The 24,591-nt window shown below is 71.8% G+C and carries 25 protein-coding genes; 16 read left to right on the forward strand and 9 right to left on the reverse strand.

Translation table 11 applies throughout. From position 1 onward, the window contains the following. Nucleotides 1-117: 117 nt before the first annotated feature. Nucleotides 118-1,329: a HupE/UreJ family protein gene (locus C1J01_RS17445; protein WP_111180031.1), complete on the reverse strand. Its 1,212-nt coding sequence runs from the start codon at nt 1,327-1,329 to the stop codon at nt 118-120. A 205-nt stretch (nt 1,330-1,534) separates the two neighbouring features. Here C1J01_RS17445 and C1J01_RS17450 point away from each other — a divergent pair, with 205 nt between their 5' ends. From C1J01_RS17450 to C1J01_RS17475, 7 genes are all read left to right on the forward strand, one after another. After that, nucleotides 1,535-2,209, forward strand: coding sequence for a type 1 periplasmic-binding domain-containing protein (locus tag C1J01_RS17450; RefSeq protein ID WP_181448808.1), 675 nt, complete (start codon nt 1,535-1,537; stop codon nt 2,207-2,209). Nucleotides 2,210-2,676: 467 nt separating this feature from the next. Further along, entirely contained in the window at nt 2,677-2,799 is a 123-nt protein-coding gene (locus C1J01_RS53085; RefSeq protein WP_268958701.1) for a hypothetical protein, read from the forward strand. A gap of 113 nt (nt 2,800-2,912) precedes the next feature. Then, on the forward strand, nt 2,913-3,656 hold the full coding sequence (locus tag C1J01_RS17455) for a hypothetical protein (RefSeq protein WP_111180032.1): 744 nt from the start codon (nt 2,913-2,915) through the stop codon (nt 3,654-3,656). Continuing rightward, nucleotides 3,653-4,852 (forward strand): MFS transporter, encoded by a 1,200-nt coding sequence (locus C1J01_RS17460; RefSeq protein ID WP_111180033.1) that lies wholly within the window; start codon nt 3,653-3,655, stop codon nt 4,850-4,852. Before C1J01_RS17455 ends, C1J01_RS17460 begins: the two co-directional genes overlap by 4 nt. Beyond that, nucleotides 4,849-5,952 carry a peptidase M16 family protein gene (locus tag C1J01_RS17465; RefSeq protein ID WP_146615635.1) on the forward strand — a complete coding sequence of 368 codons (1,104 nt, stop codon included), beginning with the start codon at nt 4,849-4,851 and terminating at the stop codon, nt 5,950-5,952. The genes C1J01_RS17460 and C1J01_RS17465 overlap by 4 nt, the downstream gene beginning before the upstream one ends. Beyond that, complete coding sequence (locus tag C1J01_RS17470) at nt 5,949-7,130, forward strand: peptidase M16 family protein (RefSeq protein WP_111180035.1); 1,182 nt, start codon at nt 5,949-5,951, stop codon at nt 7,128-7,130. The genes C1J01_RS17465 and C1J01_RS17470 overlap by 4 nt, the downstream gene beginning before the upstream one ends. A gap of 11 nt (nt 7,131-7,141) precedes the next feature. Continuing rightward, the gene (locus tag C1J01_RS17475) at nt 7,142-8,329 is read left to right on the forward strand and encodes a cytochrome P450 family protein (protein ID WP_111180036.1); all 1,188 of its coding nucleotides are present in this window, start codon (nt 7,142-7,144) and stop codon (nt 8,327-8,329) included. Between the two features lie 31 nt (nt 8,330-8,360). On the opposite strand, the gene C1J01_RS17480 is transcribed toward C1J01_RS17475, so the two are convergent. Continuing rightward, a complete protein-coding gene (locus C1J01_RS17480; RefSeq protein WP_181448809.1) occupies nt 8,361-8,501 on the reverse strand; it encodes a hypothetical protein in 141 nt (46 codons plus the stop codon). Between the two features lie 158 nt (nt 8,502-8,659). Between C1J01_RS17480 and macS the strand changes: the two genes are divergently transcribed. Then, on the forward strand, nt 8,660-9,763 hold the full coding sequence (gene macS, locus C1J01_RS17485) for a MacS family sensor histidine kinase (protein WP_111180037.1): 1,104 nt from the start codon (nt 8,660-8,662) through the stop codon (nt 9,761-9,763). Between the two features lie 4 nt (nt 9,764-9,767). Beyond that, a complete protein-coding gene (locus C1J01_RS17490) occupies nt 9,768-10,418 on the forward strand; it encodes a response regulator (RefSeq protein WP_111180038.1) in 651 nt (216 codons plus the stop codon). Between the two features lie 5 nt (nt 10,419-10,423). Here the strand turns inward: C1J01_RS17490 and C1J01_RS17495 are convergent, their stop codons facing one another. The 4 genes from C1J01_RS17495 to C1J01_RS17510 all read right to left on the reverse strand — a co-directional run bounded on the left by C1J01_RS17495 (nt 10,424) and on the right by C1J01_RS17510 (nt 15,177). Then, nucleotides 10,424-10,714 (reverse strand): YiaA/YiaB family inner membrane protein, encoded by a 291-nt coding sequence (locus C1J01_RS17495; protein WP_111180039.1) that lies wholly within the window; start codon nt 10,712-10,714, stop codon nt 10,424-10,426. Between the two features lie 67 nt (nt 10,715-10,781). Then, a complete protein-coding gene (locus C1J01_RS17500; protein WP_111180040.1) occupies nt 10,782-11,426 on the reverse strand; it encodes a DUF4232 domain-containing protein in 645 nt (214 codons plus the stop codon). 264 nt (nt 11,427-11,690) lie between these two features. Further along, a complete protein-coding gene (locus C1J01_RS49890) occupies nt 11,691-12,674 on the reverse strand; it encodes an SMI1/KNR4 family protein (RefSeq protein ID WP_181448810.1) in 984 nt (327 codons plus the stop codon). A gap of 214 nt (nt 12,675-12,888) precedes the next feature. Continuing rightward, on the reverse strand, nt 12,889-15,177 hold the full coding sequence (locus C1J01_RS17510) for an FdhF/YdeP family oxidoreductase (RefSeq protein WP_111180051.1): 2,289 nt from the start codon (nt 15,175-15,177) through the stop codon (nt 12,889-12,891). 287 nt (nt 15,178-15,464) lie between these two features. Here C1J01_RS17510 and C1J01_RS17515 point away from each other — a divergent pair, with 287 nt between their 5' ends. Both C1J01_RS17515 and C1J01_RS53090 read left to right on the forward strand, forming a co-directional pair. Further along, on the forward strand, nt 15,465-16,760 hold the full coding sequence (locus C1J01_RS17515; RefSeq protein ID WP_438943120.1) for an OFA family MFS transporter: 1,296 nt from the start codon (nt 15,465-15,467) through the stop codon (nt 16,758-16,760). Then, nucleotides 16,757-16,891: an MFS transporter small subunit gene (locus C1J01_RS53090; RefSeq protein ID WP_268958702.1), complete on the forward strand. Its 135-nt coding sequence runs from the start codon at nt 16,757-16,759 to the stop codon at nt 16,889-16,891. The genes C1J01_RS17515 and C1J01_RS53090 overlap by 4 nt, the downstream gene beginning before the upstream one ends. 36 nt (nt 16,892-16,927) lie before the next feature. On the opposite strand, the gene C1J01_RS17520 is transcribed toward C1J01_RS53090, so the two are convergent. Then, nucleotides 16,928-17,890: a helix-turn-helix transcriptional regulator gene (locus tag C1J01_RS17520; protein ID WP_111180053.1), complete on the reverse strand. Its 963-nt coding sequence runs from the start codon at nt 17,888-17,890 to the stop codon at nt 16,928-16,930. A 63-nt stretch (nt 17,891-17,953) separates the two neighbouring features. Here C1J01_RS17520 and C1J01_RS17525 point away from each other — a divergent pair, with 63 nt between their 5' ends. Both C1J01_RS17525 and C1J01_RS17530 read left to right on the forward strand, forming a co-directional pair. After that, complete coding sequence (locus C1J01_RS17525; RefSeq protein ID WP_111180041.1) at nt 17,954-19,090, forward strand: epoxide hydrolase family protein; 1,137 nt, start codon at nt 17,954-17,956, stop codon at nt 19,088-19,090. A 1-nt stretch (nt 19,091) separates the two neighbouring features. Continuing rightward, entirely contained in the window at nt 19,092-20,195 is a 1,104-nt protein-coding gene (locus C1J01_RS17530; RefSeq protein ID WP_111180042.1) for a winged helix DNA-binding domain-containing protein, read from the forward strand. On the opposite strand, the gene C1J01_RS17535 is transcribed toward C1J01_RS17530, so the two are convergent. Together C1J01_RS17535 and C1J01_RS17540 are read right to left on the reverse strand one after the other, a co-directional pair. Continuing rightward, complete coding sequence (locus tag C1J01_RS17535; RefSeq protein ID WP_111180043.1) at nt 20,196-21,692, reverse strand: PA0049 C-terminal domain-containing protein; 1,497 nt, start codon at nt 21,690-21,692, stop codon at nt 20,196-20,198. It lies immediately after the preceding gene. A gap of 74 nt (nt 21,693-21,766) precedes the next feature. Then, nucleotides 21,767-23,383: an alpha/beta hydrolase gene (locus C1J01_RS17540; protein WP_181448811.1), complete on the reverse strand. Its 1,617-nt coding sequence runs from the start codon at nt 23,381-23,383 to the stop codon at nt 21,767-21,769. Between the two features lie 188 nt (nt 23,384-23,571). Between C1J01_RS17540 and C1J01_RS17545 the strand changes: the two genes are divergently transcribed. Genes C1J01_RS17545 through C1J01_RS49895 form a run of 3 tightly spaced genes read left to right on the forward strand, consistent with a single transcriptional unit; the run spans nt 23,572 to nt 24,452 of the window. After that, nucleotides 23,572-24,030, forward strand: a complete 459-nt coding sequence (locus C1J01_RS17545) for a hypothetical protein (protein WP_111180045.1) — start codon at nt 23,572-23,574, stop codon at nt 24,028-24,030. After that, nucleotides 24,030-24,275: a DUF3817 domain-containing protein gene (locus tag C1J01_RS17550; RefSeq protein ID WP_111180046.1), complete on the forward strand. Its 246-nt coding sequence runs from the start codon at nt 24,030-24,032 to the stop codon at nt 24,273-24,275. The genes C1J01_RS17545 and C1J01_RS17550 overlap by 1 nt, the downstream gene beginning before the upstream one ends. A 15-nt stretch (nt 24,276-24,290) precedes the next feature. Beyond that, nucleotides 24,291-24,452, forward strand: a complete 162-nt coding sequence (locus C1J01_RS49895; RefSeq protein WP_181448812.1) for a hypothetical protein — start codon at nt 24,291-24,293, stop codon at nt 24,450-24,452. Nucleotides 24,453-24,591 lie beyond the last annotated feature (139 nt).

Consider the following 24,591-nt stretch of genomic DNA (forward strand, 5'->3'; position numbering starts at 1 on the left):
CCGTTCAGGTACTGAGAGAGCTACTGAAGAGCCGATCTACCGTTACGGACACCGGTGACATCAAGGTGAACATCGGACATTACGCCGTTGGCATCTGCCGGAAGTTGTGAAGTTTTCTCATATTCCGAGCACACGCTGCACGAACCACACCAGCCCCATCGCCGACACCCCTGCCGCGATCACGCCGGTCGCCCACAGCCCCGCGACCGGCCGGCGGTGCCGCAACACGGCGAGCAGCGGGAAGACGACGGCGATGACGGCGAGCTGGACGGCCTCGATGCCCACGTTGAAGACCAGCAGCGACCACAGCAGCGTCCACGACAGAGGCTGGTCGATGCCCAGGGCCGAGGCGAAGCCGAGCCCGTGCACAAGGCCGAAGCAGAAGACCACCGCGAGCCTGGTCCAGCCCGCGCGGTCCAGGCTGAAGTGACCCTGGCCGAGGCTCTCCAGATCCGTGGCGTGCGACCGGCGGCGCCAGAGCCGCCACAGGTGCCAGCCCGCGACCACGGCGATCGACAGCGCGATGACCGGCTCGACGAACGCCGCGGGCACCTCGACGAGCCCGAGCGCGGCGAGGATGAAGGTCACCGAGTGGGCCAGCGTGAACGTCGTCGCCGCCAGCACGATCTCGCGCAGCCGGCGCGACCCGGCGATGAGCGCCAGCAGGAACAGGATGTGGTCGAGCCCGGTGAGCAGGTGCTCGGCGCCGAGCCGGAAGAAGTTCCAGAACCGCTCGGCGAACGACTGCCGGGTGGAGAACGCCGGATGCTCGGCGTCGAGGGCCGCGCTGCCGGAGACCAGGTCCAGGTCGTACGTGATCACCGTCTTGGTGCCCTTCACGTAGCCCTCGGCGTCGGGGAACAGCCCGCTGCGCACCTCGTGCTCCTGCGCGGCTTCGGGGCAGCGGTAGTCGAGCACCAGCAGCGCGTACGGCACGCCCTCGCGCTGCTCGATCCGGAAGTCTCCGTCGCGCGCCGGGGTGCACGCCTCGCCCCCGGCCGTGACGCCGAAACGCTCGGTCACGTACGCCACGACCGAGCCGGCGTGGGCGTCCAGCGCGGCCTTCTGACCTGGCGTGTCACCGTTCTCCCAGGCGGTGTTGCCCTGCCGGAACAGCGGGTCGTCGCCCTGCGCGTCGGCGGCCGAGACGACGAGCAGGTCGTACTCCAGCTCGATCTCCGACCGCACGTGCCCGCTCCCCGGTGAGCCGAGGTCGACGTAGACGGTGGAGGTGAATCCGTGGGCGAGCGCGGGTGCGGCGCCGAGCATGACGGCCACGGCTACGGCGGCGACGACGGCACAGGCACGACGCCGAGCGACGTGGAACATGTGACTCCTCTAGGGTTCCGGACGTACGCAATCTCCTCGGCCGACATGAATGAACGGCGTCGCATCCGATAACCGACAATGAACCCAATTGGGCAGAAACCATCCTGATATCGAAGAATCAGGGTCAATGAGGTAGGAATTAGGCGCGCTGGCGTCGGCACCCGCCCGGCGCCTCCTTCACCGCCGTCCCGGAGGACTCCATCCCATGCGCTCCCGGCTCCTGCCCGCTCGAACGCTCGCCGCGGCGGTCGCGCTGGCCGTCCTGGCCGGCGGATGCGGCGCGGGCGACGACTGGTCGCGACCGCACGCCAAGCCCACCGCCGTCGGCTCGCTCGCCCCGGGGTTCTCCGATCCGGCCACGACGCCGACCCCCGAGTCGACGATCACGCCGCGTCCCGGCTCCTGGGACGGCGTGCGCCCGTCGGAGGACTACCGCGTGGTGCTGCTCACCGCCGGCCAGGACCCCCAGACCCGCACGCTGGTGGACGCCGTGCGGGCGTGGGCCGAGGAGAACGACGTCGACCTGAGGACCATCGCGCCCACGGACCCGCACCAGTACGTCGCGAGCATCAGCCAGGCGATCCGGCTGCGGCCCGACCTCATCGTCAGCGCCGGCAACGACCTCATCGACCCGCTCGCCATGGTCAGCCCCAACCACCTCGACCAGCAGTTCCTCGTGGTCGGCGCGGAGCTGGCCGAGCCCACGGAGAACGTCACCGCCGCCGACTGGACCGGCGCGTCGTTCCGCGGCGAGGGGCTCGGCATGTCCTCGACGTACGACCCGGCGAGCTTCACCCCCGAACGCGCCGGCCGCGCCGTCCGCGCGGGCGTCGCCGCCGTCCTCAACGGCCTGACCGGAATCGTGATCTGGCTCGACTGATCGAGGCACCAGGGGCACAGGCGCGATCGGCGGAGGCCTCCGCGAGCGTGCGGCAGAGCGCCGCCGGAGAAGTCATCGAACCCGGTTGACCGGGCGTTTTCAAACCCGGTTCACGACCCGGTTTCCGGGTCGCTCCGGGCTCGGTTACCAGGCGACGACGCCTCATTGCCGGGCTGGACGGTGCCGTTCTGGAGCGACTTGACGGTGATGTCGGACCGCTCCACGTCCCCGAAGCCTTCCAGGCCGGCCACGACGAGCGGCCGTCCTCGGTGAGCCCGACCTCCCAGGGGGAGCCCAGAGCCTCCGCCACACCAACCAGGACAGACGATCTTGTCAAGGGCGGATTGACCACGTGTCATGGGTAATTTTCCGCAGATCAGAAGCCGTTGACCGACGATATTGGGCATCGCCCGAGCGTGATCACGAATGCGCTCGGGCTCCACCCATCCAACAGAAGGGATGCCGAGATGAACCTCATCACCGACGAGCTCGCTCGTATCGACGCCATCACCACCGACCTGGTGGCGCTGGACGCGACCGCCGAGGGCCGCGAGGCTCTGGTCGCCACCCAGGCCGGCTGGACCGTTTAAGCGTCCAGACCGTTTGATCACGAAGTAGCACAAGTGCGGGGCCGGGGACACGTCCTCGGCCCCGCGCCGCCGGTCCCCCGGCCTTCCCCCTCGCGACAAGGACAGGCACCAGCGTGACAACCGACTCCGTAGACCTCCTGCTGGCGAAATACGACACGCTGGAAGAACAGGCCGTCGCCCGCTACGGCGAGGACTCCCAGGCCCGGGTCTTCGTCCTGTACGAGCAGCTGATCTCGCTGCGCGCCGTCCACAGCGCCGACCGTACGGATGCGCGGCTCAGCGAGCGGATCACCCGGCTGCGCACCGACATGGCCGGCCGGTATCTCGCCTCCGGCCCCGACCGGCCGCTCGAGCTCCCGAGAAGGGTCCTGTCCCGGCGCCCTCCGCTGCTGGAGTACGACCGCGACGTGTTCGACCGCCTGTACCGCGAGGCCAGTGCCACCGTGGTGGCGCAGACCGTGGCGATCAGCGATCCGGTCAGCGCGCTCGACCACCTCACGCCGAAGGTGTCGTACATGTACGTCGTGGACGACGAGGAACGGCTGCTGGTGTGGACCCGTCCGTTCGAGCTGTCCGAGCTGGTGTTCGGGCGCCGGCGGGCGCGGATCCAGGGTGTTCCGGTGGCCCATCCCATGCTGGTGCCGCAACGACTGCGGGTACGGGCGGCCGGCGAGATCGTGCTGATCGGCGAGCAGTCGGTGTCCATGGTGGTGGCGAACACCAAGTCCGGACATTTCCAGCCTCCGCCGGAATCGGCCGACGTGGTGCGCGAAGCGTGCCGCCGCCTCTTCGGCCTCGACGACGCCGACATCGACGTCTTCAACCTCTTCCCCGATCCGAACACCCAGCCGCGATGACGGAGCGGCTGGGAACCCGGTTCTGGTCGTTGTGGACCGGCGAGACATTGTCCTCGCTCGGCACCTGGATCCAGTGGATCGCCCTTCCGCTGTGGATCCTCGACGTGACCGGCTCACCGCTCGCCGCGGGCGGAGCCCTGGCGCTGGAGACGCTGCCGAGGATCCTGCTCGCCCCATGGGCCGGGCTGCTCATCGACCGCTTCGACAGGCGCGCGGTGGCCCTCGGGGCCAACCTCGTCCTGGGCGTCCTCACCGCCGCCACGGTGCCCGCAGTCCTGGCGGAGGCCGTGATCATGGTCTACGCGCTCACTCTGCTGACCTCCGCGGTGCGGACCGTCTCCACGGCGGCGCCTCAGGCGATGATCCCCCGGCTGGTGCCGGAGAGCCGGTTGACCACCGCGAACGCCGCCATGGCCTGGACCACCGGCAGCACCATGGTGCTCGGCCCGCTGGCCGGAGTCGGCATCGCGACGGCCATCGGCTTCCCCTCGGCGGTCGTCGCCAACGCCGTCAGCTATGGCGCGGCGGTGCTGTGCCTGCTCGGCGTCGGCGGACAGGCGCCCGCCGGGGGCCGCGAGCGGACCAGCCCGATGCGGGCACTCCGCGGCGGGCTGACTGCCCTGCTGCGGGACCCCGTCCTGCGCTACGCCGTGCTCGCGGAGGGCGTCGTGCTGCTGTTCTTCGGTGCGGCGCCGCAGTTCATCGTCGTCTCCATCAACCTGTCGGGCACATCCGTCGGATCGGGCCTGTTCGTGTCGGGGATGGGCGCCGGGTGGCTGGTGATCTCCCTGACCCTGTCCAAGATCCGCCTGCCGGTCGATCCGCTCGTCCTGCTCATCGCGGGCGCGATCAGCACGGCGCCGATCGCGCTGGCCGCGGCTGCCGCGGCGCACCTGGGGACGGCGTGGACCTTCGCCGCCGGGCTGCTGGTGGGAGCGCTGAACCTGTTGCTGCTGATGTCCCCGAACCTCCTGTCCCAGCAGCGCGCCGACGACGCCGTGCTGGGACGGGTGTACTCCTTCCGGCGGTCGATGGCGCTGACCGCGCAACTCGTCTCGATCGGGCTGTGGAGCGTGACGACCGAAGTGCTGCGCGAGCCCGCCTGGGCCATCGCGGGAGGCGGCGTCCTCGCGACCCTCACGGCACTGCCGCTGACGCTCCGGGCCCGAAGCGCCGCTCTGCAGGCGGCCCCATGATCGTGGATCTTCCACCGGAGACGATGATCGTGGAGCTTCCCCTTGGTCACCACGATGATCCGCCGGAGCAGCGTGGGCTGGCGGCCGTGGCGGCGCGCTGGCTCGCCGACGTGCGCGAACCGCTCGGCGCCGCCCGTGGCCGGCGCACCAGGCACCGGCTCGCCCCCCACAGCTCGTCGTTCTCGTACTGGTCGTGCCTGGACGATCTGAGTGACGTGCCGGACCGGTTCGGCCTCGCCACCCCGCCCCCGGACGCCGACCGGCTGAACGCCATCCGCCGCGCGCAACTACGACTGTCCGAAACGCGCGCGGCCGACTCCCGGGTCAGGCTCCTGGACGCCCTCGAACAAGCGAGCTGGGGCGAACCCGCGCCCACCCCGCTCGGCGACGCGACGACCCTGAGCCGGATCACCCCCGACTCCCTCACCGCCTACCTGGCCGCATGCCACCGCCTCGGCATCACCATCCACCGCGCACCCGGCCGTTCCACCGGTGTCCCGGCTGCTGCGCCGGTGTCCCACCGGCGCTGGCGGGGAGGGCTTACGACCGTGTCCGGTCTGGCCGACTCGCGGGCCCGGGTGGCGGTACGCCTGCCGCTCGACCCCTCGACCGTGGCGCCCGGAGCCGTCGACGTGCTCGCCGAGGTGCTCGGGACGGGCATCGACGGCGTGCTGCCGTACGAGCTGCGCATTTCCCGGGGACTGACGTATTCCGTCGGCGTCCTGCGGTGGGGCGCCGATGAACCGGTCACCATCGGGGCGAAAGCGCTGGTCGAGCCGGGAGACGCGGCACCGGCAGCGCGGCTGATGCTCGACGTCATCCGAGCCTGCCTGCGGCGGCCCCCCTCGGCGGAGCTGCGGCGGGCCGCCGAACGAGCCCGTACGTCGCTCTTGCTGCAGGCGGACGATCCCTTCGGCGCGGTGGACGAACTACGGCGGCGAGCCCGGTCGGAGCACACGGCGACCGAGCTCGCCGAGGCGATCCGAGAGCACGCGGCCCAGGGCCTCACGCTCGCCCCGGCGCCGGGCGCCCCTCCCGCCATAGCCGCCGTCGGCCCTCTCACGCAGGCACAACAAGAAGTGCTGGAGGGCGTGCGGTGACCGGCGAAGCCTCGGAGATGCGGCTGGTCATCGGTGGGTTGCGGGTGCGGCTCATCGAGCTGCCGCAGGCCAGGAGTGTGGGCGCGTGCCTGCTGGTGGGGGCCGGTTCCCTGGATGACCCGCCGTGGCCGTGGGGAACTGCTCATCTCGCCGAGCACATCTCGACGCACGTGTGGCGGGAGCGGGCCGGGACGAAGATCGTGGCGCGTACCGGCAACGCCGTGACGAGCTTCAGCGTCGCCGGGCCGCCGGAACGGGTGGGTGACATCGCGGCCGGGCTGGTCGCGACGAACGGTGCCGAGCCGGTGAGCGAGGCGGTCTTCGAGTCGGAGCGGCATGCCGTACAGCTGGAGAACCGCGCTGCGGAGTCCAACCCGGTGCTGAAGGTCGGGCCCGCCGTCGCCGAGGCCGCGCTGCCCGGCCACGGCCTCGCCGCCACCGCCCGTGCGACCTCGGCGACCCTGGCGGCGATCACGCCGGCCGATGTCCAGGAGTTCCGGCGCGTCCACTACCGTCCCGCCTCCTGCTCGCTCGCCATCGTCGGCCCCGACCTGCCGATCGACCACCTGACGCATCTCCTGGCCGCATGGGCCGGACAGACGCCCGGCGATCCCGCTTCCGACCGTCCCGCGCCCGGCGATCCCGCTTCCGGCCTGGATCCGTCTGCGGGGCCGATCTGGCTGGGTGAGGAGGCAGCGGGCCTGGTGGCGCTCTCCGTTCCGGCTGATGCCGGGGACGACCGCCGGCTCGCGCGAGCCGCGATCACGGCCGACCTCGGCCCGCTCGTCGCAGCGGCCCGGAGCCTCGGCCTGCCACTCCTCGGCCGGGCCGGCATCCCCGCCCGATCGGCGGCGGTCGACGTCCTGTGCTGGAGGCCCGGCCCGCACCGGGAGCCGGAGCTGCTGAACCTGCTCCGGCGGGAGATCCGATCCATCGAGTCGCACGGAATCGACCCGCGACTCGCCCGCGACATCGAGACGATCAGCGCCCAGGAACGCCACTTCTCCCGTCACACCCCACTCGGACTCGCCCAAGCCGCCGCCCGCGAAGCCATGGCCGAGCGGGCTTCGGCGGGTGCCGAGATTGAATCCACCGATGCCGGCGTGCGGGTCATCGCCCGGCGGGTCCGTTTGTGGCGGATGCGCGACGGCCGGTTTCCCTCTATTGCCGATGAATAAGGAGGACGTCCATGGGCTCCCAGGCTGTGGTCGACCTGACGGCCTACGGCGAGCGGCTCACCGCCGAGCCGTACGCGGTGTTCGCCGAGCTGCGCGAGCAGGGGCCGGTGCATCTCGTGCGCCTGCCGGACTACGGCGAGATCTGGCTCATCGTGGGCTACGACGAGGTGAACGCCGCGCTCAACGACCCGGCGCTCAGCAAGAACGGGTTCAGAGCCACCCGGCACCTGGTACCGGACGCGATCGGGGAGACGATGCTCACCTCCGATCCGCCGCAGCACACCCGGCTCCGGCGGCTCGTGTCCAAGGAGTTCTCGGCGCGCAGGCTGGCCGGGATGCGGCCGGTGATCCAGCAGATCACCGACGCGTGCCTGGACGCGATCGCGGACGCCGACGAGGTCGACCTGATCGAGAACTACTCCCTGCCGCTGTCCATCACGGTGATCGCCGAGCTCCTCGGTGTGCCGCAGCTCGACCGCGACGCCTTCCACCGCTGGTCGCAGGAGATCGTCACCCCACCCGCCGGACGAACCCGGGCGGAGATGATCCGCGGTGATCTGCTCGACTATCTGGACCGGCTCGTCCAGCAGAAGCGTGAGGCGGCGTCCGACGACCTGTTCGGCGCGTTGGTGCGGGCCAGCGACGAGGGAGAGGACGCGCTGAGCCCGAGTGAGTTGCGCGCCATGGCGCTGCTCCTGCTCAGCGCCGGCCACGAGACGACGCTCAACCTCATCGCCACCGGCGTGCTGATGTTGATGCGCCATCCGCGGCAACTGGAGGAGTTGCGCCGTGACTGGTCACTTCTGGACGGCGCCATCGAGGAGACGCTGCGCCGGGACGCGCCGTTGCTGTTCTCCACCCGCCGCTTCACCACCGGCCCGTACCCGGTCGGCACGACGGTGATCCCGGGCGGCGGGACGCCGATGCTGCTGGCCCTGGCCTCCGCCAACCGCGACCCCGCCCAGTTCGAGGAGCCGGACGCGTTCGACATCCACCGCAACCCGGTCGGGCACCTCGCCTTCGGGCACGGCATCCACCACTGTCTGGGGGCGCCACTGGCCCGGATCGAGGGCGCCATCGCGATCCGCTCGCTCCTCGAACGCTTCCCTGATCTCTCCCTGGCCACCGGCCAATGGGACTGGCAGCGCACCCTCACCATCCGCGGCCTGGCCACCCTCCCTGTTTCCCTGCGCGGATGAGCCGAGAGCCTTGGCGCCTTGGCCGCGACGCTCAGCGAGGAACCACCTGAGCACGAACACCAGGGAGATCATCGAACGCGGCCGAGGCATCCATCGTGAGCACCGTTCTCGCGGTGGCCGCGGCCGTCGCCGCGATCAGCAGGCCCGTATCCAGGATCAGATGTCGGGCCACGTGCCCCTCATCTCATCGTCGATCGCCTCGCGGGCCGCCGCGACATCAGCCTCGAAATCCGCGTCCAGCCTGCCCGAGCTCCTGGCCAGAAACGCCTTGACCGGTCGCCCCGGGGCGACCGGGACGGGACCGATCACGGCGATCTAAAGTCAGGACATATGGGGATCGAGGGGTCGTTCTGGCGGGCGATCGCGGTCTACCGCGTCGCCTCCCTGGGGTACGCAGCGCTGCTGCTGATGAGCGCCGGCGGCTACCAGCGTCCCGTGGCGGGCTGGCTGGTCATCGGCGTGATGGCCGCCTGGACGGCGGTCGTCACCGTCGCCCGCCCCAACGCGCGGCTCCTGACGCTCGACGTCCTCGTCACGCTCGCCTGCCTGCTGAGCTCGCCGTACGTCCAGGGGCCCGACGCCAGGGCCTCCGGGCTGATGCCGCTCACCGCGACATGGGTCGGCGGGCCGGTCCTGGCCTGGGGCGTGTACGGCGGGCGGCGGGCCGGCGGGGTGTCGGCGGTCGTCCTGTCGCTCGCCGACCTGTGGCTGCGCGGCCTGCACGAATGGAGCCTGTCCGCGCCCGTCAACGGAGCCGTGCTGCTCATCCTCGCCGGAACGGTCGTCGGCCACGTGGCCCGGCTCACCCGGCAGGCCGAGGAACGGCTCCAGCGCGCCGTCGAGGCGGAGGCCGCCGTCCGCGAGCGCGAACGGCTCGCCCGCGGCATCCACGACTCCGTCCTGCAGGTGCTGGCGCTGGTGCAGCGCCGCGGCCTGGAGATCGGCGGGGAGGCCGCCGAGCTGGGACGGCTGGCCGGGGAGCAGGAGGCGGCGCTGCGCGAGATGGTCCGCAGCGGGCCACCGGACCAGGACACCGCGGAGACGGTCGACCTGGGCGCCCGCTTACGCCGTTTCGCCTCCGCGACGGTCACCGTGTCGACGCCCGCGACCCCGCTGCCGCTCCCCGCCCACCAGGCCGGGGAGGTCGTCGCGGCCGTGGGGGCGGCGCTCGACAACGTCCGGCGTCACTGCGGCGAGCAGGCCGGCGCCTGGGTCTTCGCCGAGGACGACGGCGTGCGGATGACGGTGACCGTACGCGACGAGGGGCCCGGCATCCCCGCGGGACGCCTGGAGGAGGCCGCGGCGGAGGGCAGGCTCGGCATCGCGCAGTCCATCAGGGGCCGGATCGCGGGAGTGGGCGGCACGGTCGGGATCACGTCCGTACCCGGCCAGGGCACCGAGGTCGAACTGACCGTGCCCTTGCTTCTACAGTGACGCCATGGGCAGCGCTCTGCGGGTGATGGTGGTGGACGACCACCCGATGTGGCGGGACGCGGTGGCCCGCGACCTGGAGCACGCCGGTTACCAGGTGGTGGCGGCCGTCGGCGAGGGCCGCCAGGCGCTGCGCGTCGCCGGCGCCGTACGGCCCGACGTGGTCGTGCTCGACCTGCGGCTCCCCGACCTCGCCGGGGTCGAGGTGGCCCGCGGGCTGGCCGCTTCCGAGCGGCCGCCCCGCGTGCTGGTGCTGTCGGCCAGCGGCGAGCAGGACGACGTGCTGGAGGCCGTCAAGGCGGGCGCCTCCGGCTACCTGGTCAAGTCGGCGAGCCGGGAGGAGTTCCTCGACGCCGTCCGGCGCACGGCCGAGGGCGAACCGGTCTTCACCCCCGGCCTGGCCGGTCTGGTGCTCGGCGAGTACCGCCGCCTGGCCACGCAGCGCCCCGCCGTCGAAGGCCCCCGCCTCACCGACCGCGAGACCGAGGTGCTGCGCCTCGTCGCCAAGGGCCTGTCCTACAAGCAGATCGCCGAACGGCTGGCGCTCAGCCACCGCACGGTGCAGAACCACGTGCAGAACACCCTGAGCAAGCTCCACCTCCACAACCGGGTCGAGCTCGTCCGCTACGCCATCGAGCGCGGGCTCGACGAGGCGTGACGGGCTCAGGAGGCGTCGACCTTGAACGGGTCGTGCTCGGCGAGCAGCTTGTCCAGGCGCGCCTGGTCGATGCGGCTGGCCATGTTGGCCACCTCGTGCCGGTCCCGGATGCACTTGGCCAGGACGAAGGCCGACGTCACCGTGTACAGCACGGCGATCGCCAGGAACGCCCGGATCCAGGCGTCGATGGGGAGGTAGAGGACGCCGAGCGTCACGCTCCCCAGCGCCACACCGAACGAGATGACGCACTGCGCGAAGTAAGCGGCGGTCATGCTGGGCTGGACGGGTTTGTTCATGCTCCCAGGGTCCGGCCCGGACGCGCCGGCCGCCTGAGTAGACGTACCTAATCCCCCTGAGTACGCGCTACCAGGCGACGACGCCCTGGTTGCTGGGCTGGAGCGTGCCGACCTGGAGCGACTTGACGGTGATGCCGGACTGCTCCGGGGCGGGGAAGCCCTCCAGGGTCGCCGCCACCTGCGGCCCGTCCGCGGCGAGCCCGACCTTGAAGCCGTTGCCGGTCGGGCAGTCGGAGTCGCTCTTGTCGCAGACCGTCCACTTGATCCCGGCGAACGCGCCGCCGCCCGCGCTCAGGTCGGCCGGGACCGACTCGCCCGGCTGGGCGACGTTCTCCGTGGGCACCTCCACGGCCTCGTCGGCCGCGTTCACCAAGGTGACCACCGGCCAGCCCGCCACGCTGCAGGTGCCGTCAGAGTGGTTCATGACGTGCAGGAGCGCCATCCGGGTGTCCCCTTCGCGCCGCTGCGGCTGCTCGGTGAGCGTCACCTCGACGTCGCCGGCCGCGCAGGCGGGCGCGCCGGCCGCCGGAGCGCTCGACGTGTCACTCTCGGCGGGCGTGGCAACGGCGGAGCTCGGCGCGGCGGCCGGGCTCGACGCCGCCGGCGGCGTCTCCGCGGCGGGGGCCGCCGTCGAGGAGCTCCCACAAGCCGACAACCCCGCCATCACGGCGAGCAGCAGGACCGCCTTCGGGGCCGTACGAAGTCGTGACACAGTTCGTCCTCATCTCACATCAAGGGCTGCGGTTGCGGAACGCCCGGTCTGCGTCGGGCACGGTTCCGGCGCCGGGAAACGCGGCGCTGCGCGACAGGCGTCCCTGTCACGAGCGGCAACTCTATGCGAACCCCGCACGCCGGATCAGCGACCCCCGCGGGCCGCGAACACGGGCGGCGCGCTGACCTGCACGAGCGGTCATCGTGAAGGTAGAAATCCTCGCTCCCCATGCGCACTTCGCCACGTTCGCCCGCGGGCGCTCGGTCAGGACACGTCCCATGCGAGCTCGCCGCCGACCGCCTTCGGCCGCAGGTAGCCGATGGAGCGGCCCTGCTCCAGGGCGTCGGCGGTGGTCTTGAGCAGGGCGTAGTAGGAGCGGATCCGCAGCCCCGCCGGCCTGAAGCTCATGACGCCCTCGTGGTCGGTCTGGCCGACGTCGCGCCGTGCCGAGTCGACCACGAGATGGTTTCCCATCCCGTCGTCGCTGACGGGCAGCATGCGCCCGTCCCACCAATCCGTGCGGGGATCGCCGCCCATGTCCTGGCTGTCGATCTCGCAGAGCATCCGCCAGTTCTCCCGGATCTCACGGACGCTCAGGTTCGCGTGACCCAGGAAGCCGAACGCTCCGGTGCCCGTCACGAACCTGCTCCCGTTGTGGCGCAGCAGCGACGCCCGCAGGTCGTCGGGGAAGCGCAGGCCCAGCTCCGCCTCCGCAGCCGCGATGGCCTGGGGCTTGGCGGGCCCGGCGAGCGTGCGACGGCTGCGCGGCGCGTTCTTCTCCAGCCACGCCTCGATGCGCCGCCACTGCCGGTTCACCGCCCGGGTGACCTTCGCGTCGACCTTCCGTACGCGCGGGGCGGCCTGCCGGGGACGGCAGTCCGCGTCGGAACTCGACACGTAGCTGGGGCTCGGCACGGGGTCGCGGACCGCCGCGTGATCGGGGATCGGCTCGTCCAGGTCGCCGAGGACGGCGGTGACGCCGCCCTGCTCCGTCGTCGCCACCGTCACCTCCTCCGTTCCGCCGGAGAAGACGGCCGATTCCAGCGCCTGGACGCCCGCGGCCAGCACGACGAGCACGAGCCCGGCCACGGCCCAGCGGGTCAGGCCGCGCCGGGTGGCCTCGTCCAGCGGCTGCCGGGGCGGCAGCGGCCGGGAGGGGCGGTCCAGGACGGAGGGCTTGGCGGCGTACCGCTCGGCGTCCTTCACGGTGGGAGTGCCGAGGATCGGCGCCGGGGGCCACTGCGCCACCGGGCTCTCAGCCGCGGGTGCCGGCCCCGCCTGGCTCTGCGTCTCGGGTACCGGACCCCCGGGGCTCCGCGCCTCTGGTGCCGGACCCGCCGGGCGGCGGCGGGACCGTACGACGAGCACGGCGACCGCCGCCACGACGGCAGCGGACAGCACGCACCATAACCCTCGAGACCTGATCACTCGCCGCACGCCCGGCAGAGTATCCCGAATCGGCCTACTCGGAGACCGACATCACCCGGCGGGCGAGGCGGACCACGATGCTCTTCGAGGTCGGCGTGTTGGACGTGTCCGCGACCGAGTCCAGCGGCACGAGCACGTTCGTCTCCGGGTAGTAGGCCGCGCAGCAGCCCCGCGCGGTGGCGTACGCGATGACCCGGAAGCCTTCGGCCGTGCGCTCCCCGTCGGGCCACTCGCTGATCAGGTCGACCGTCTCGCCGTCGGCGATGCCGAGCCGGGCGAGGTCGTCGGGGTTGACGAACACGACCCTGCGGCCCTTGTGGACGCCGCGGTAGCGGTCGTCCAGGCCGTAGATGGTGGTGTTGTACTGGTCGTGGCTGCGCAGCGTCTGCAGCAGCAGCCGCCCCTCGGGGACGCGCAGCACCCGCAGCTCGTTGACGGTGAAGTTCGCCTTGCCCGTGACGGTGGCGAACCGCCGCTCGTCACGCGGCGCGTTGGGCAGCACGAACCCGCCCGGCCGGCGCACCCGGGCGTTGAAGTCGTCGAAGCCGGGCACCACGCGCTCGATGCTGTCGCGGATGGCGTCGTAGTCCGCCTCGAAGCGCTCCCACGGGATGTCGTCCTGGCCGAACAACTTCCTGGCGAGCCGGCAGACGATGGCGACCTCGGGCAGCAGGTCCGGCGAGGCCGGGCGCAGGCGTCCCCTGGAGGCGTGCACCATGCCCATCGAGTCCTCGACGGTGACGAACCGGTCGCCGTCGCGCTCGGTGCGGCCCAGCGTGGGCAGGATGAGCGCCTGCTCGCCGCAGACCGCGTGCGAGCGGTTGAGCTTGGTCGACACCTGGACGGTGAGCCGGGCCTTGCGCAGCGCCGCCTCGGTCACCTCGGTGTCCGGGGTCGCGGAGACGAAGTTGCCGCCCATGGCGAAGAACACCTTGGCCTCGCCGTCACGCAGCGCCCTGATCGAGTCGACGACGTCGTGGCCGTGCTCGCGCGGCGGCTCGAAGCCGAACTCGGCGCGCAACGCGTCGAGGAAGGCCGCCGGGGGCTTCTCGTAGATGCCCATCGTGCGGTCGCCCTGGACGTTGGAGTGCCCGCGCACGGGGCACACGCCGGCGCCGGGACGGCCGACGTTGCCGCGCAGCAGCAGGAAGTTGACGACCTCGCGGATGGTCGGCACGGAGTTCTTGTGCTGGGTGAGGCCCATCGCCCAGCAGACGATGATCGACTTGGCGCCGAGGACCTCCTCGACCGTGTCGTCGATCTCGGCGCGGGACAGCCCCGTCGCCTCCTCGACGTCCCCCCAGTCGAGGTCGCGGATGTGCTTCTCCCAGTCGTCGAAGCCGTGCGTGTGCTGCTCGACGAAGCGGCGGTCGATCACCGTGCCGGGGGCCGCGTCGTCGGCCTCCAGGAGCCGCTGCGACAGGGCCTGGAAGAGCGCGAGGTCGCCGTTGATGCGGATCTGCAGGAACCGGTCGGCCATCTGGGTGCCGTTGCCGACGACGCCCGCCGGTCGCTGCGGGTTCTTGAACCGCATCAGGCCGGCCTCGGGCAGCGGGTTCACCGCGATGACGCGGGCGCCGTTCTTCTTGGCCTTCTCCAAAGCCGACAACATGCGCGGGTGGTTGGTGCCGGGGTTCTGGCCGACGACGAAGATCAGGTCGGACTTGTAGAGGTCGTCCAGCAGGACCGTGCCCTTGCCGATGCCGAGCGTCTCGGTGAGCGCCGAGCCGCTGGACTCGTGGCACATGTTGGAGCAGTCGGGCAGGTTGTTGGTGCCGAACCGGCGCACCAGGAGCTGGTAGACGTAGGCGGCCTCGTTCGAGGTGCGGCCGGAGGTGTAGAAGAGCGCCTCGTCCGGGCTGTCGAGGCCGCGCAGCTCGTCGGCGATGAGGGAGAACGCGTCGTCCCACGACACCGGCACGTAGTGGTCGGACCCGGCCGCCTTGAACATCGGCTCGGTGAGCCGGCCCTGCTGCCCGAGCCAGTAGTCCGTACGTCCGGCCAGCTCGCTGACGGGGTGCTCGGCGAAGAACTCGCGCGTCACGCGGCGTAGGGTGGCCTCCTCGGCGACCGCCTTCGCGCCGTTCTCGCAGAACTCGGCGAAGCTGCGGTGGTCGCCCTCCGGCCACGCGCAGCCGGGGCAGTCGAAGCCGTTCTTCTGGTTGACCTGCGCCAACGTCAGGAACGTACGCTTGACCCCCATCTGGGCGTACGAGATCTCCAGCGAGTGGGCCACGCCGGGCACGCCGGCCGCCCACTGCTTGGGGGATCCGACGTGGAGGGCTTCGTCGCCTACGTCCCGGCGTGGAGCCTTTTTAGCCACCCGATACTCCATTTCCGGCTATCCAGCGTTGTCCGAAATACTGCACACTGTCCCCGAGCCGCTTGGGCGGTCGCGGGCCTCGGGCCGCGGCAGCGACTCCGTGACGCAGTGGCATGACTACTGTCAGATAATCTAGACAAGTAGCACCAATGCCGACATACTACTCATTCATGCCGGAAGATGGTCAAATCTTGAAAAATTCCACCTCTGGTGGGTTTCTGAGTCGCGCCCGTTCGGTGGCGCCCCCCACCTGGAGCCGATGGCTGGTTCCCCCGGCCGCTCTGTCCGTGCACCTCTCCATCGGGCAGGCATACGCGTGGAGCGTCTTCAAGCCCGCTCTTGAAGAGGCGCTCCACCTTTCGGGCACCCAGAGCGCCCTGCCCTTCCAGCTCGGCATCGTCATGCTGGGCCTGTCCGCCGCCTTCGGCGGACCGCTGGTGGAGCGGAACGGCCCGCGCTGGGCGATGTTCGTCTCGACCGTCTGCTTCTCGCTCGGCTTCCTGATCGCCGCGCTCGGCGTCGCGACCGGGCAGTACTGGCTGGTCGTCTTCGGCTACGGCATCGTCGGCGGCATCGGCCTCGGCATCGGCTACATCTCGCCGGTGTCCACGCTGATGAAGTGGTTCCCCGACCGTCCCGGCATGGCGACGGGCATCGCGATCATGGGCTTCGGCGGCGGCGCGCTCATCGCCTCGCCGTGGTCGGCGCAGATGCTCAGCTCCTTCGGCACGACCACCGGCGGGATCGCGACGGCGTTCGTCGTGCACGGCGTCGTCTACGCGATCTTCATGTCCCTCGGCGTCTTCCTGATCCGGGTGCCCAAGGACGGCTGGCGCCCCGCGGGCTGGACCCCGCCGGAGACGGCAGGGCGGGCGCTCATCACGACCGCGAACGTCTCGGCACGCAACGCGATCCGCACGCCGCAGTTCTGGTGCCTGTGGATCGTCCTCTGCTTCAACGTGACCGCGGGCATCGGCATCCTGGAGAAGGCCGCGCCCATGATCACGAACTTCTTCGCCAACACGTCCACCCCGGTCTCGGTCAGCGCGGCGGCGGGCTTCGTCGCCCTGCTCTCGCTGGCGAACATGGCGGGCCGGCTCGCGTGGTCGTCGGCGTCCGACGCCATCGGTCGCAAGAACATGTACCGCGTCTACCTCGGTGTCGGCGCGCTGCTCTACCTGGTGATCACGCTCGCGGGCGACTCGGCCAGCTTCGTGTTCATCCTGTGCGCGATGGGCATCCTGTCCTTCTACGGCGGCGGCTTCGCGACCGCGCCGGCGTACCTGAAGGACCTGTTCGGCACGTATCAGGTGGGCGCGATCCACGGCCGGCTGCTCACGGCGTGGTCCACCGCGGGCGTCCTCGGCCCGCTGATCGTCAACGCCATCGCCGACTCCCAGGAGGCGGCCGGCAAGACCGGGCCGGCGCTCTACACGACGTCGCTCTACATCATGATCGCGCTGCTGGCGATCGGCTTCGTGGCCAACGAGCTGATCCGCCCGGTGAACCCGAAGTACCACGAGCCGCCGGTCACCGAGGCGCCCGAGAAGAACATCGCCGCCGTACCGCAAGGAGGATCATGATGGCGGAGCAGAACACGGCGGCGCCACGGCGTACCGCCCTGATGGTCGTCACCTGGGCGTGGGTGGGCCTGCCGTTCGCCTACGGCGTCTACCAGCTCCTGCTCAAGCTCGGCCCCCTCTTCGGCGGCTGACCCGGCACCGGCCGGCCTCCGCGCGGAGGCCGGCCGTCACTGTTCCCGGACGGCGCGCAGGCAGCGCGCCGCCTGTGCGCGCAGGGCGTCGGCCAGCTCGGGCGGGCCGCTGGTGAACGTGAAGTCGGCGTCGACCGAGGTGATCATCCAGACCAGGTCCGACGGGGTCTCCGCGCCGACGTGGAGCAGGCAGCTGTGGTCGTCCACGGCCTCCACCACGCCCGTCCCCGGCCAGACCCGGTCGGCGACGGCTTCGGCCGGCTCGTGCAACGTGACCGTGGCCCGGCACGGCCACGTCCGCGACGACAGCTGGTACGCCAGATAGGCCGCCACGTCGTCGTACGGCGGCCGCCTCGGCGCGAAACGCGGCCCGTTGGGCGTGCGCGGGGCGAGCCGGTCCACCCGGAACGTCCGCCAGTCGCCGCGGCCGGTGTCGAAGCCGACGAGATACCAGTGCCGCCCGAAGCTGACCAGATGGTACGGCTCCACCGACCGCACGGAGTCGCCGCCACGCGGGCTGGTGTAGTCGAAGCGCAGCCGTTCGCGCCGGCGGCAGGCGTCCGCGACGGCCATGAGGGTGTCCGTCGACACCTGCGGGCCGGGCGCCGTACCGGCTCTGACCGTGGCGGTGTGCAGGGTGGTGACCCGATACCGCAGCCGCGACGGCAGCACCTGCTCGATCTTGGTGAGCGCGCGCAGCGAGGTCTCCTCGATGCCGGCCACCGAGCCGCCCGCCGCCGTGCGCAACCCCACCACCACGGCGACCGCCTCGTCGTCGTCGAGCAGCAGCGGCGGCAGCGCCGCGCCGGCGCCGAGCCGGTAACCCGCGGCGCCCTGCGTGGCGTCGACCGGGTATCCGAGGCCGCGCAGCCGTTCGACGTCCCTGCGGATCGTGCGGGTGCTGACGCCGAGACGGCCGGCGAGCTCGGCGGCCGACCAGTCGCGCCGGGTCTGCAGGAGCGACAGCAGTTTCAGCAGTCTGGCCGAGGTGTCCACCACGGCCACCAGTCTGCCGTGCGCTTAGGACGGGATCTGTCCTAAGCGCTGCCTAGCGTCATCGGCATGACAGGCATTCACCCCTTCCGCATCGACGTCCCGCAGGACCGGATCGACGATCTCCACGCGAGGCTGGCCGCCGCCCGCTGGCCGGACGAGCTGCCCGGGGTCGGCTGGAGCCGGGGCGTCCCGGTCGGATACCTGCGGGAGCTCGCCGACCACTGGCGCACCGGTTACGACTGGCGCGCGCACGAGGCCGCCCTGAACGAGCATCCCCAGTTCACGACCACCATCGACGGCCAGAACGTGCACTTCCTGCACGTGCGCTCCCCCGAACCGGACGCCCTGCCGCTGCTCCTGCTGCACGGCTGGCCGGGCACGTTCGCGGACTTCCTCGACGTCATCGACCCGCTGACGGACCCCCGGTCCCACGGCGGCGACCCCGCCGACGCCTTCCACCTGGTGATCCCATCGCTGCCCGGGTTCGGTTACTCCACGCCGCTGGCCGGGCCCGGCATGGGCGCCGCCCTGATGGCCGGCGTCCTGGTCGAGCTGATGGCCCGGCTCGGCTACGACAGGTACGGCGTGCAGGGGTACGACACCGGCTCGTGGGTCGGCCCCGAGATCGGCAAGCAGGCGCCCGACCGGGTCGCCGGCGTCCACGTCAACGCCATGATCGCCTTCCCGGCCGGCGTGGCAGGCGAGATGGACGGTCTCAGCGAGGCCGAGCGGCGGCGCTGGCAGGCGATGCAGGACTTCAACGACGGCTACCTGCAGTGCAACAGCAAGCGCCCGCAGACCGTGGCGTACGGGCTGCACGACTCCCCCGTCGGCCAGCTCGCCTGGATCGTCGAGAAGTACAAGGAGTTCACCGACCCGGAGGACGGGCTGCCCGAGGAGAGCCTCTCCCGTGACCGCATGCTCACCACCGTCTCCCTGTACTGGCTGACCGGGACGGCGGCGTCCTCGGCGCAGGTCTACTACGAGGAGGTGAGCGCCGCCGGCTGGGGCGAGCCGCGGCGCGGGACCGTGCCGACCGGCGTGCTGGTCTCCGCCCGCGACGTGACCGTACGGCGCTGGGCCGAACGCGACCACCACATCGTGCACTGGACCGAGCTCGACGCCGGCGGCCACTTCCTCGCCATGGAGGCGCCGGACGCGCTCGTCGGCGACGTCCGCCTCTTCTTCGCGAAGCTGCGCTGACATGGGCCCCCCGCTGAGCACGCGAGCGCTGGGCCGAGCGCTGCTCGACCGGCAGCTCCTGCTGCGGCGCGCGGACCTGCCGGTGGTCACGGCGGTCGAGCGGGTGTTCGGGCTCAACGCGCAGGGGCCGAACCAGCCGTACGTGGCGCTGTGGAGCAGGCTCGACTCCTTCACGATCGCCGGCCTGACCGCGGCCATCGAGGACCGGTCGCTGGTGCGCTCGACGATGATGCGGGCCACCCAGCACCTCATGTCGGTGCCGGACTTCCGGTTCGTCCGGCCGGTGCTGGCGCCGCTGCTGCGCCGCGTGCGGCGCAACACGTTCGGCCGGCGCACCGCGGGCGTGGACCTCGACGCGCTGGTCGAGGAGGCGCGCGAACTCCTCGACGGTCGTGTCGTGACCCGGCCCCAGCTGGGCAGGCTGCTCGCGCGGCGCCGGCCGGACGCCGACCCGACCGCGCTCGGCTGGAGCGTCCAGTACCTGGAACCGCTGGTCCACCCCGCGCCCAGCGGCACCTGGAACGTCTACGGCCCGACCCCCTTCGCCCGCGCCGACTGGACCGGGGTGCGGCCGGAGGCGACAGCGGAGGACGTACGCCGGATGGTCCGCCGCTATCTGGCGGCGTTCGGCCCGGCGAGCACCTCCGACGCCCGCGTCTGGTCCGGCGTCGGCGGGCTGCGTGAGGTGTTCGAGCAGTTGCGCCCGGAGCTGCGGGTGTACACCGACGAGTCCGGCCGGGAGCTGTTCGACCTGCCCGACCGGCCGATCCCGGCGGCGGATCTCCCGGCGCCGGTGCGGTTGCTCCCGGAGTTCGACGCGACCCTGCTCGCCCACGCCGACCGCGGCCGGATCATGACCGACGAGATCCGCCGTCAGGTCTGCGTCGGCGACGCCATCGCCGCCACGGTCCTCGTGGACGGCACCGTGGCGGCGACGTGGACGACCTCGCACGACGACGGCGCCGCCATCCTGACCGTGCGGCCGCTGCGGCCGCTGCGGTCGTGGTCACCCGCCGACCGGGACGCCGTCGAGGCCGAGGCCGCCCGGCTGCTCGCCTTCACCCACCCGGACGCCGTCGGCCACGACGTACGGCTGGCCGGCTGATCAGGAGACGGTGTCGGCGACGACGTGGACGAGGTTGCGCGTCTGCCCGACGATGGCCAGCCGCCACGCGTCGAAGGTCGGGTCGCTGGGTTGGAAATCGCGCTCGAAGTGCTGCATGTCCGGCGTGTGGATGTGGCCGGCCGGGATGTCGAGCCCCATGCGGTCGCGCAGCAGCGTGTTCCGGTAGGCGCTCTCGTTCGACAGGTAGTTGCCGCCGCCTCCGCTGTAGGAGCACGATCCCGGGTCGGGCGGGGTCGGAGCGGCCGGCGGCGGGTACTCGACCGGTGGCGGGTCGTTCCGCGTCTGCCGGGCGGTGGCGGCGCAGTCGGGGAACTGCGTGTAGTTCGTGTGCCAGACCACGCCGAAGGCGACGGACGGGTCGGGCCAGGTGTCGCCGGGCGGCCGGGGGATGGAGGCCCCCGTGTTCGCCTTGATCATCTCGGCGACGGGCAGGGTGGCGGAGGTCCACTGGGGCGGCTCGGTCAGGCTGAATCCGGCCGGCCCGCCCCAGCGTTCCACCACGGAGATGTTGCACGCGTGGTTGTCCACGGCGAGCTGCGGCACGCCGCCGGCCGGGGCGCACGGCCGGACGTTGTCGTTGCCCGGCGAGACGCCGTGGTAGCGCGCGTTCCACTGCTCCAGGTTGAACGCCGCGCCGCCCGCCTGGCTGATCGTGATGGACGCGTCCACCCGCTTCGGCCCCGGCCGCATGAACGGCCCGACGGTGTCCTCCAGGTAGCCGCGCTCGAACTCGGGATAGTTGACCGGCAGCGTGTAGGCCTCGATCCGCGCGATCCTGCCGCTCTTCGTCCGGTACGTGGTGCCGTCGAGGGCGAGCGCGGTCGCCCCCGACGGGTTGCCGTGCCGGATGTTGTCGCCGACCGTCCCGGGCGCGGGGCCGGTGGTCCCGCCGTCGAGCGTGTAGGGGTCGAAGCCGCTGGCGATGACCCGTCTGACGCCCTTCCCGCCGGGGAAGTCGATGTCGAACATGCCGCGGGAGGCGCGGTCGAACCCGGTGATCAGCTCGGTGCGCTCGGCCGCGGACAGCCGGAACCTCGGCGTCCACTGCCGCAGGGCGGCGGTCGACTCCAGCCGGGTCCAGTAGAGCGGCCGGTCGTCGCTGTAGGGCAGGTCGCCTCGGACCGGCTCGCGCCGCTGCGCCCGCCGTACGGCGTCGCGCCAGAGCTCCTCGCCCTCGCGCAGGACGAGCGCCGTGGCGGCCTTGAGGGTCGTCGTCCGGCAGAGCTCGCGGGTCAGCGCCGGAGCGAAGTCCTGGAAGCCGCCGCCCTCGATCATCTGCCGGGAGAACGTGCGCGACTGGGGCACGGCGGGGTCGTCGGCGTCGGGCAGGGTGAGCCCGAGCCGGTTCTCCTCCACCGACAGGGCCGCCCCGGAGTCCAGGCATCCGCGGTCGTTCTGCGCCGAGACCGGCCCCGCCGTGGCGAGCAGGGTCACCGCCGCCAGCGCCAGCGCCGACCCACTGCGTAGGTACTTCATGACGGCCCTACCTCCTGCCCGAAGATGATCAAACCTTACGAATCGTTCAACAATCCGTCAATGGGGATGTTCACCTAGGAGGCGGCGAAGGGGATCGTGTCCGGCCGGCAGGTGGCGCCCTCGGCGGGCAGCGTGCCGTCGATGAGGTAGCGGGAGGTCGCCGTCACCACGCAGGTGGACTGCTGGGCCGCCACGTGCCCCCACCCCTCGTTGATCAGCAGGCGGCTGCCGGGCAACATCCGGTGCACGCGCTGCGCCGACCACACCGGAGTCGCCGGATCGAACCTGCTGCTCAGGATGAGCACGGGCTCCTCGGTCCGGGCGTCCCACGGCCCCCGGTGCCGGAGCCTGTTCGCGCTGCGCCAGGGCACGCAGGCGCTGTCCGCGTACGCCCGCAGTGTCCCGAACGGCGCCGCCTCGCGGTCGCGTTCGGCCGCGAGCCGCTCCAGCGCCCGGGCACTGCGCGGCGCGTCCGTCTCACCGCAGGTCACCGCGTGGTAGGCGGCGTCGATCGGGCTGGTGTACGGCGAGCCGCCGATGCCGGCCTGCCCCAGCAGCACCACGTCGGCGGCGAGGGCGGCGCCCGCCGGGCCGGACGGGTCCTCGATCGCCTCGGCGACCGCCTTCAGGAACGGCGCCCCGCCGCCCTGCACGTTCCAGAACATCGGCTGGTACAGCCAGCTCCCGGTCCACGCCACCACGAAGGAGTAGGTGAGCGGGACCGTCGTGCCGTCGCTCGCCCTGAGCCGCACCGGCCCCCGGCGCAGCACGTCGAGGATGCGCTCGAAAGCCGCCTCCGGCTCCCCGTCGCCGAACGCGCACCGCTCGCCGGCCTCCGCGCACAGCCGGAAGAACTCCTCCAGCGTCTGCCTGGTGGCGACGTCGCCGGCGGTGCGGGCCGACGGCGTGGTGCCCGGCGCGCCCGTGTCCCGCCGGGTCGGGTCGAGGACGCTGTCGAAGACGAACCGCCCAGTCCTGCCGGTGAACATGTTCGCGTAGACCATGCCGAGGTAGGTGCCGTACGACTGGCCCAGGTAGTTCAGCCGGTCCTCGCCGAGGGCCGCGCGCACCACGTCGAGGTCACGGGCGATCGCGACGGTGCTGACGTGGTCGAGCAGGTCGCCGCTGCGCTTGCGGCACAGGCTCGCGTACCGGGCGTCGGCCTTCGCCCGTTGCCGCCGTTCCGCGGCCGTCACCGGCGCGTTGGACACGCCGCGGGTCAGCGCCTCGGCCTCCGCCGCGTCCGCGAAGCACCGTACGGCCGGCACGCTCCGGCCGGAGCCGCGCGGGTCGACGCCGACGATGTCGTACCTGGCCGACACGTCGGCGTTCACCGGGGCGGGCAGAGCGCCGGTGACGATGCCCTGCAGGTAGTCGACGGCCGAATAGCCGGGGCCGCCCCGGTTCACCACCAGGGAACCCGCCCGCCGGGCCTGGTCCGTGGCGGGGATCCTGGCCAGCGCCAGCCGCACCGTCCGGCCGCGCGGGCGCGTGTAGTCCAGCGGCACCTCAGCGGTCGCGCACTGCACCCGCGGCGCGTCGGCGCACGCCGTCCAGCTCAGCTCCGGCACCCGCACCCCGGGCACTCCCCCGGCGGCTTCGCCGGCCTGCGCCACGGCCGCCGTCGGCGGTGCGGTGGTCACGATCATCGCCAGCGACGCCAGCAGTGTTCCGGCAACACGCCATTTCATGCTCGCCTCTCCCGTCTCCGTCCCGTTCGCCGTCCTTGATTTTTCCGAGGCACGGAACGCGGCGGCAGTCGCCGATGTCATCAACCTGCCTGACATCTGTCATGCGATTTCCGTGAACGCCCCGCTTCAGGGAGCCTGAAGGTCATGTGTTAGGTTTCAGGCACCCTGAAGGTGAACTGGGAGAACCCATGGAAGATTTCCTGCTGTCGGTGCACGTGCTCGCCGGCATCGTGTTCATCGGAGGCTCGGCGGTCGCGACCAGCCTGTTCCCGCGCTACGTGCCCGTCGCCGTACCGGACGGCGGCGCGCAGCCGGACGAGCGCAGCCGCGCCGTGGCCGTCGCGCTGCACCGCATCACCCGCGGCTACAGCCTCCTCGGCGTCATCGTGCCCGCCGCCGGACTGATCCTGGCCTTCGTCCAGGGGCGCACCGGCGAGATCTGGATCACCCTCGCCATGATCCTCACCGCCGCCGCGGGCGTCCTGCTGGCGCTGCAGATCTATCCCCGGCAACGCCAGGCGCTCGACGCTCCCGCCAGCCGCGACCGGCTGCGCCCGCTGTCCATGATCGCCGGCTTCTACAACCTCCTGTGGGCGATCGTGGTCGTCCTGATGATCGTCCGTCCCGGCGCGGCCGAGGGCCCGTGATGGAACGCACCCTCCGCGCCGCGGCCGTCGTCGAGGCCGTCTCCCTGGTGATCCTGCTGGTCAACGTGTTCACCGTGCACAACGAGGCGATCACCTCGTTCGGCGGCCCCCTGCACGGCTCGGCGTACCTCACCGTCATCGTGACCACCCTGCTGCTGACCTCGGCCACCGGCACCCGCTGGCGCGCCGCCATCCCGGGCGTCGGGGGCCTGCTCGCCGTACGCCGCCTCACCCCCGGCGACTGAGAGAAGGACACCGTCATGGACTCCTACTCGAGCCTGCCCTTCCCCTGGACCGCACTGACGCTGAACGCGGTCCGCTTCGTCCAGGACCTGGAGGAGCCCGCGATCTTCAACCACAGCATGCCGGCGAGCTCGTCCGCCAGGCCACCCACGGCGCCTGGCCCACCTGGCGGGAGCTGATGGAGACCTCCCCCTGGAACGACTACGCCGGCCACTGATGTCACAGCCAGCCCGGCTGTCTCGTCTCGGGCTCAGAGAGACGGATCGGAAGCGGCGAAGGTGATGGTTGTGCGAGTGTTCGTGGCGGGCGGGACGGGGG

It is taken from the genome of Nonomuraea aridisoli (assembly GCF_003236395.1).
In the GTDB taxonomy this organism is placed as follows: Bacteria; Actinomycetota; Actinomycetes; order Streptosporangiales; family Streptosporangiaceae; genus Nonomuraea; species Nonomuraea aridisoli.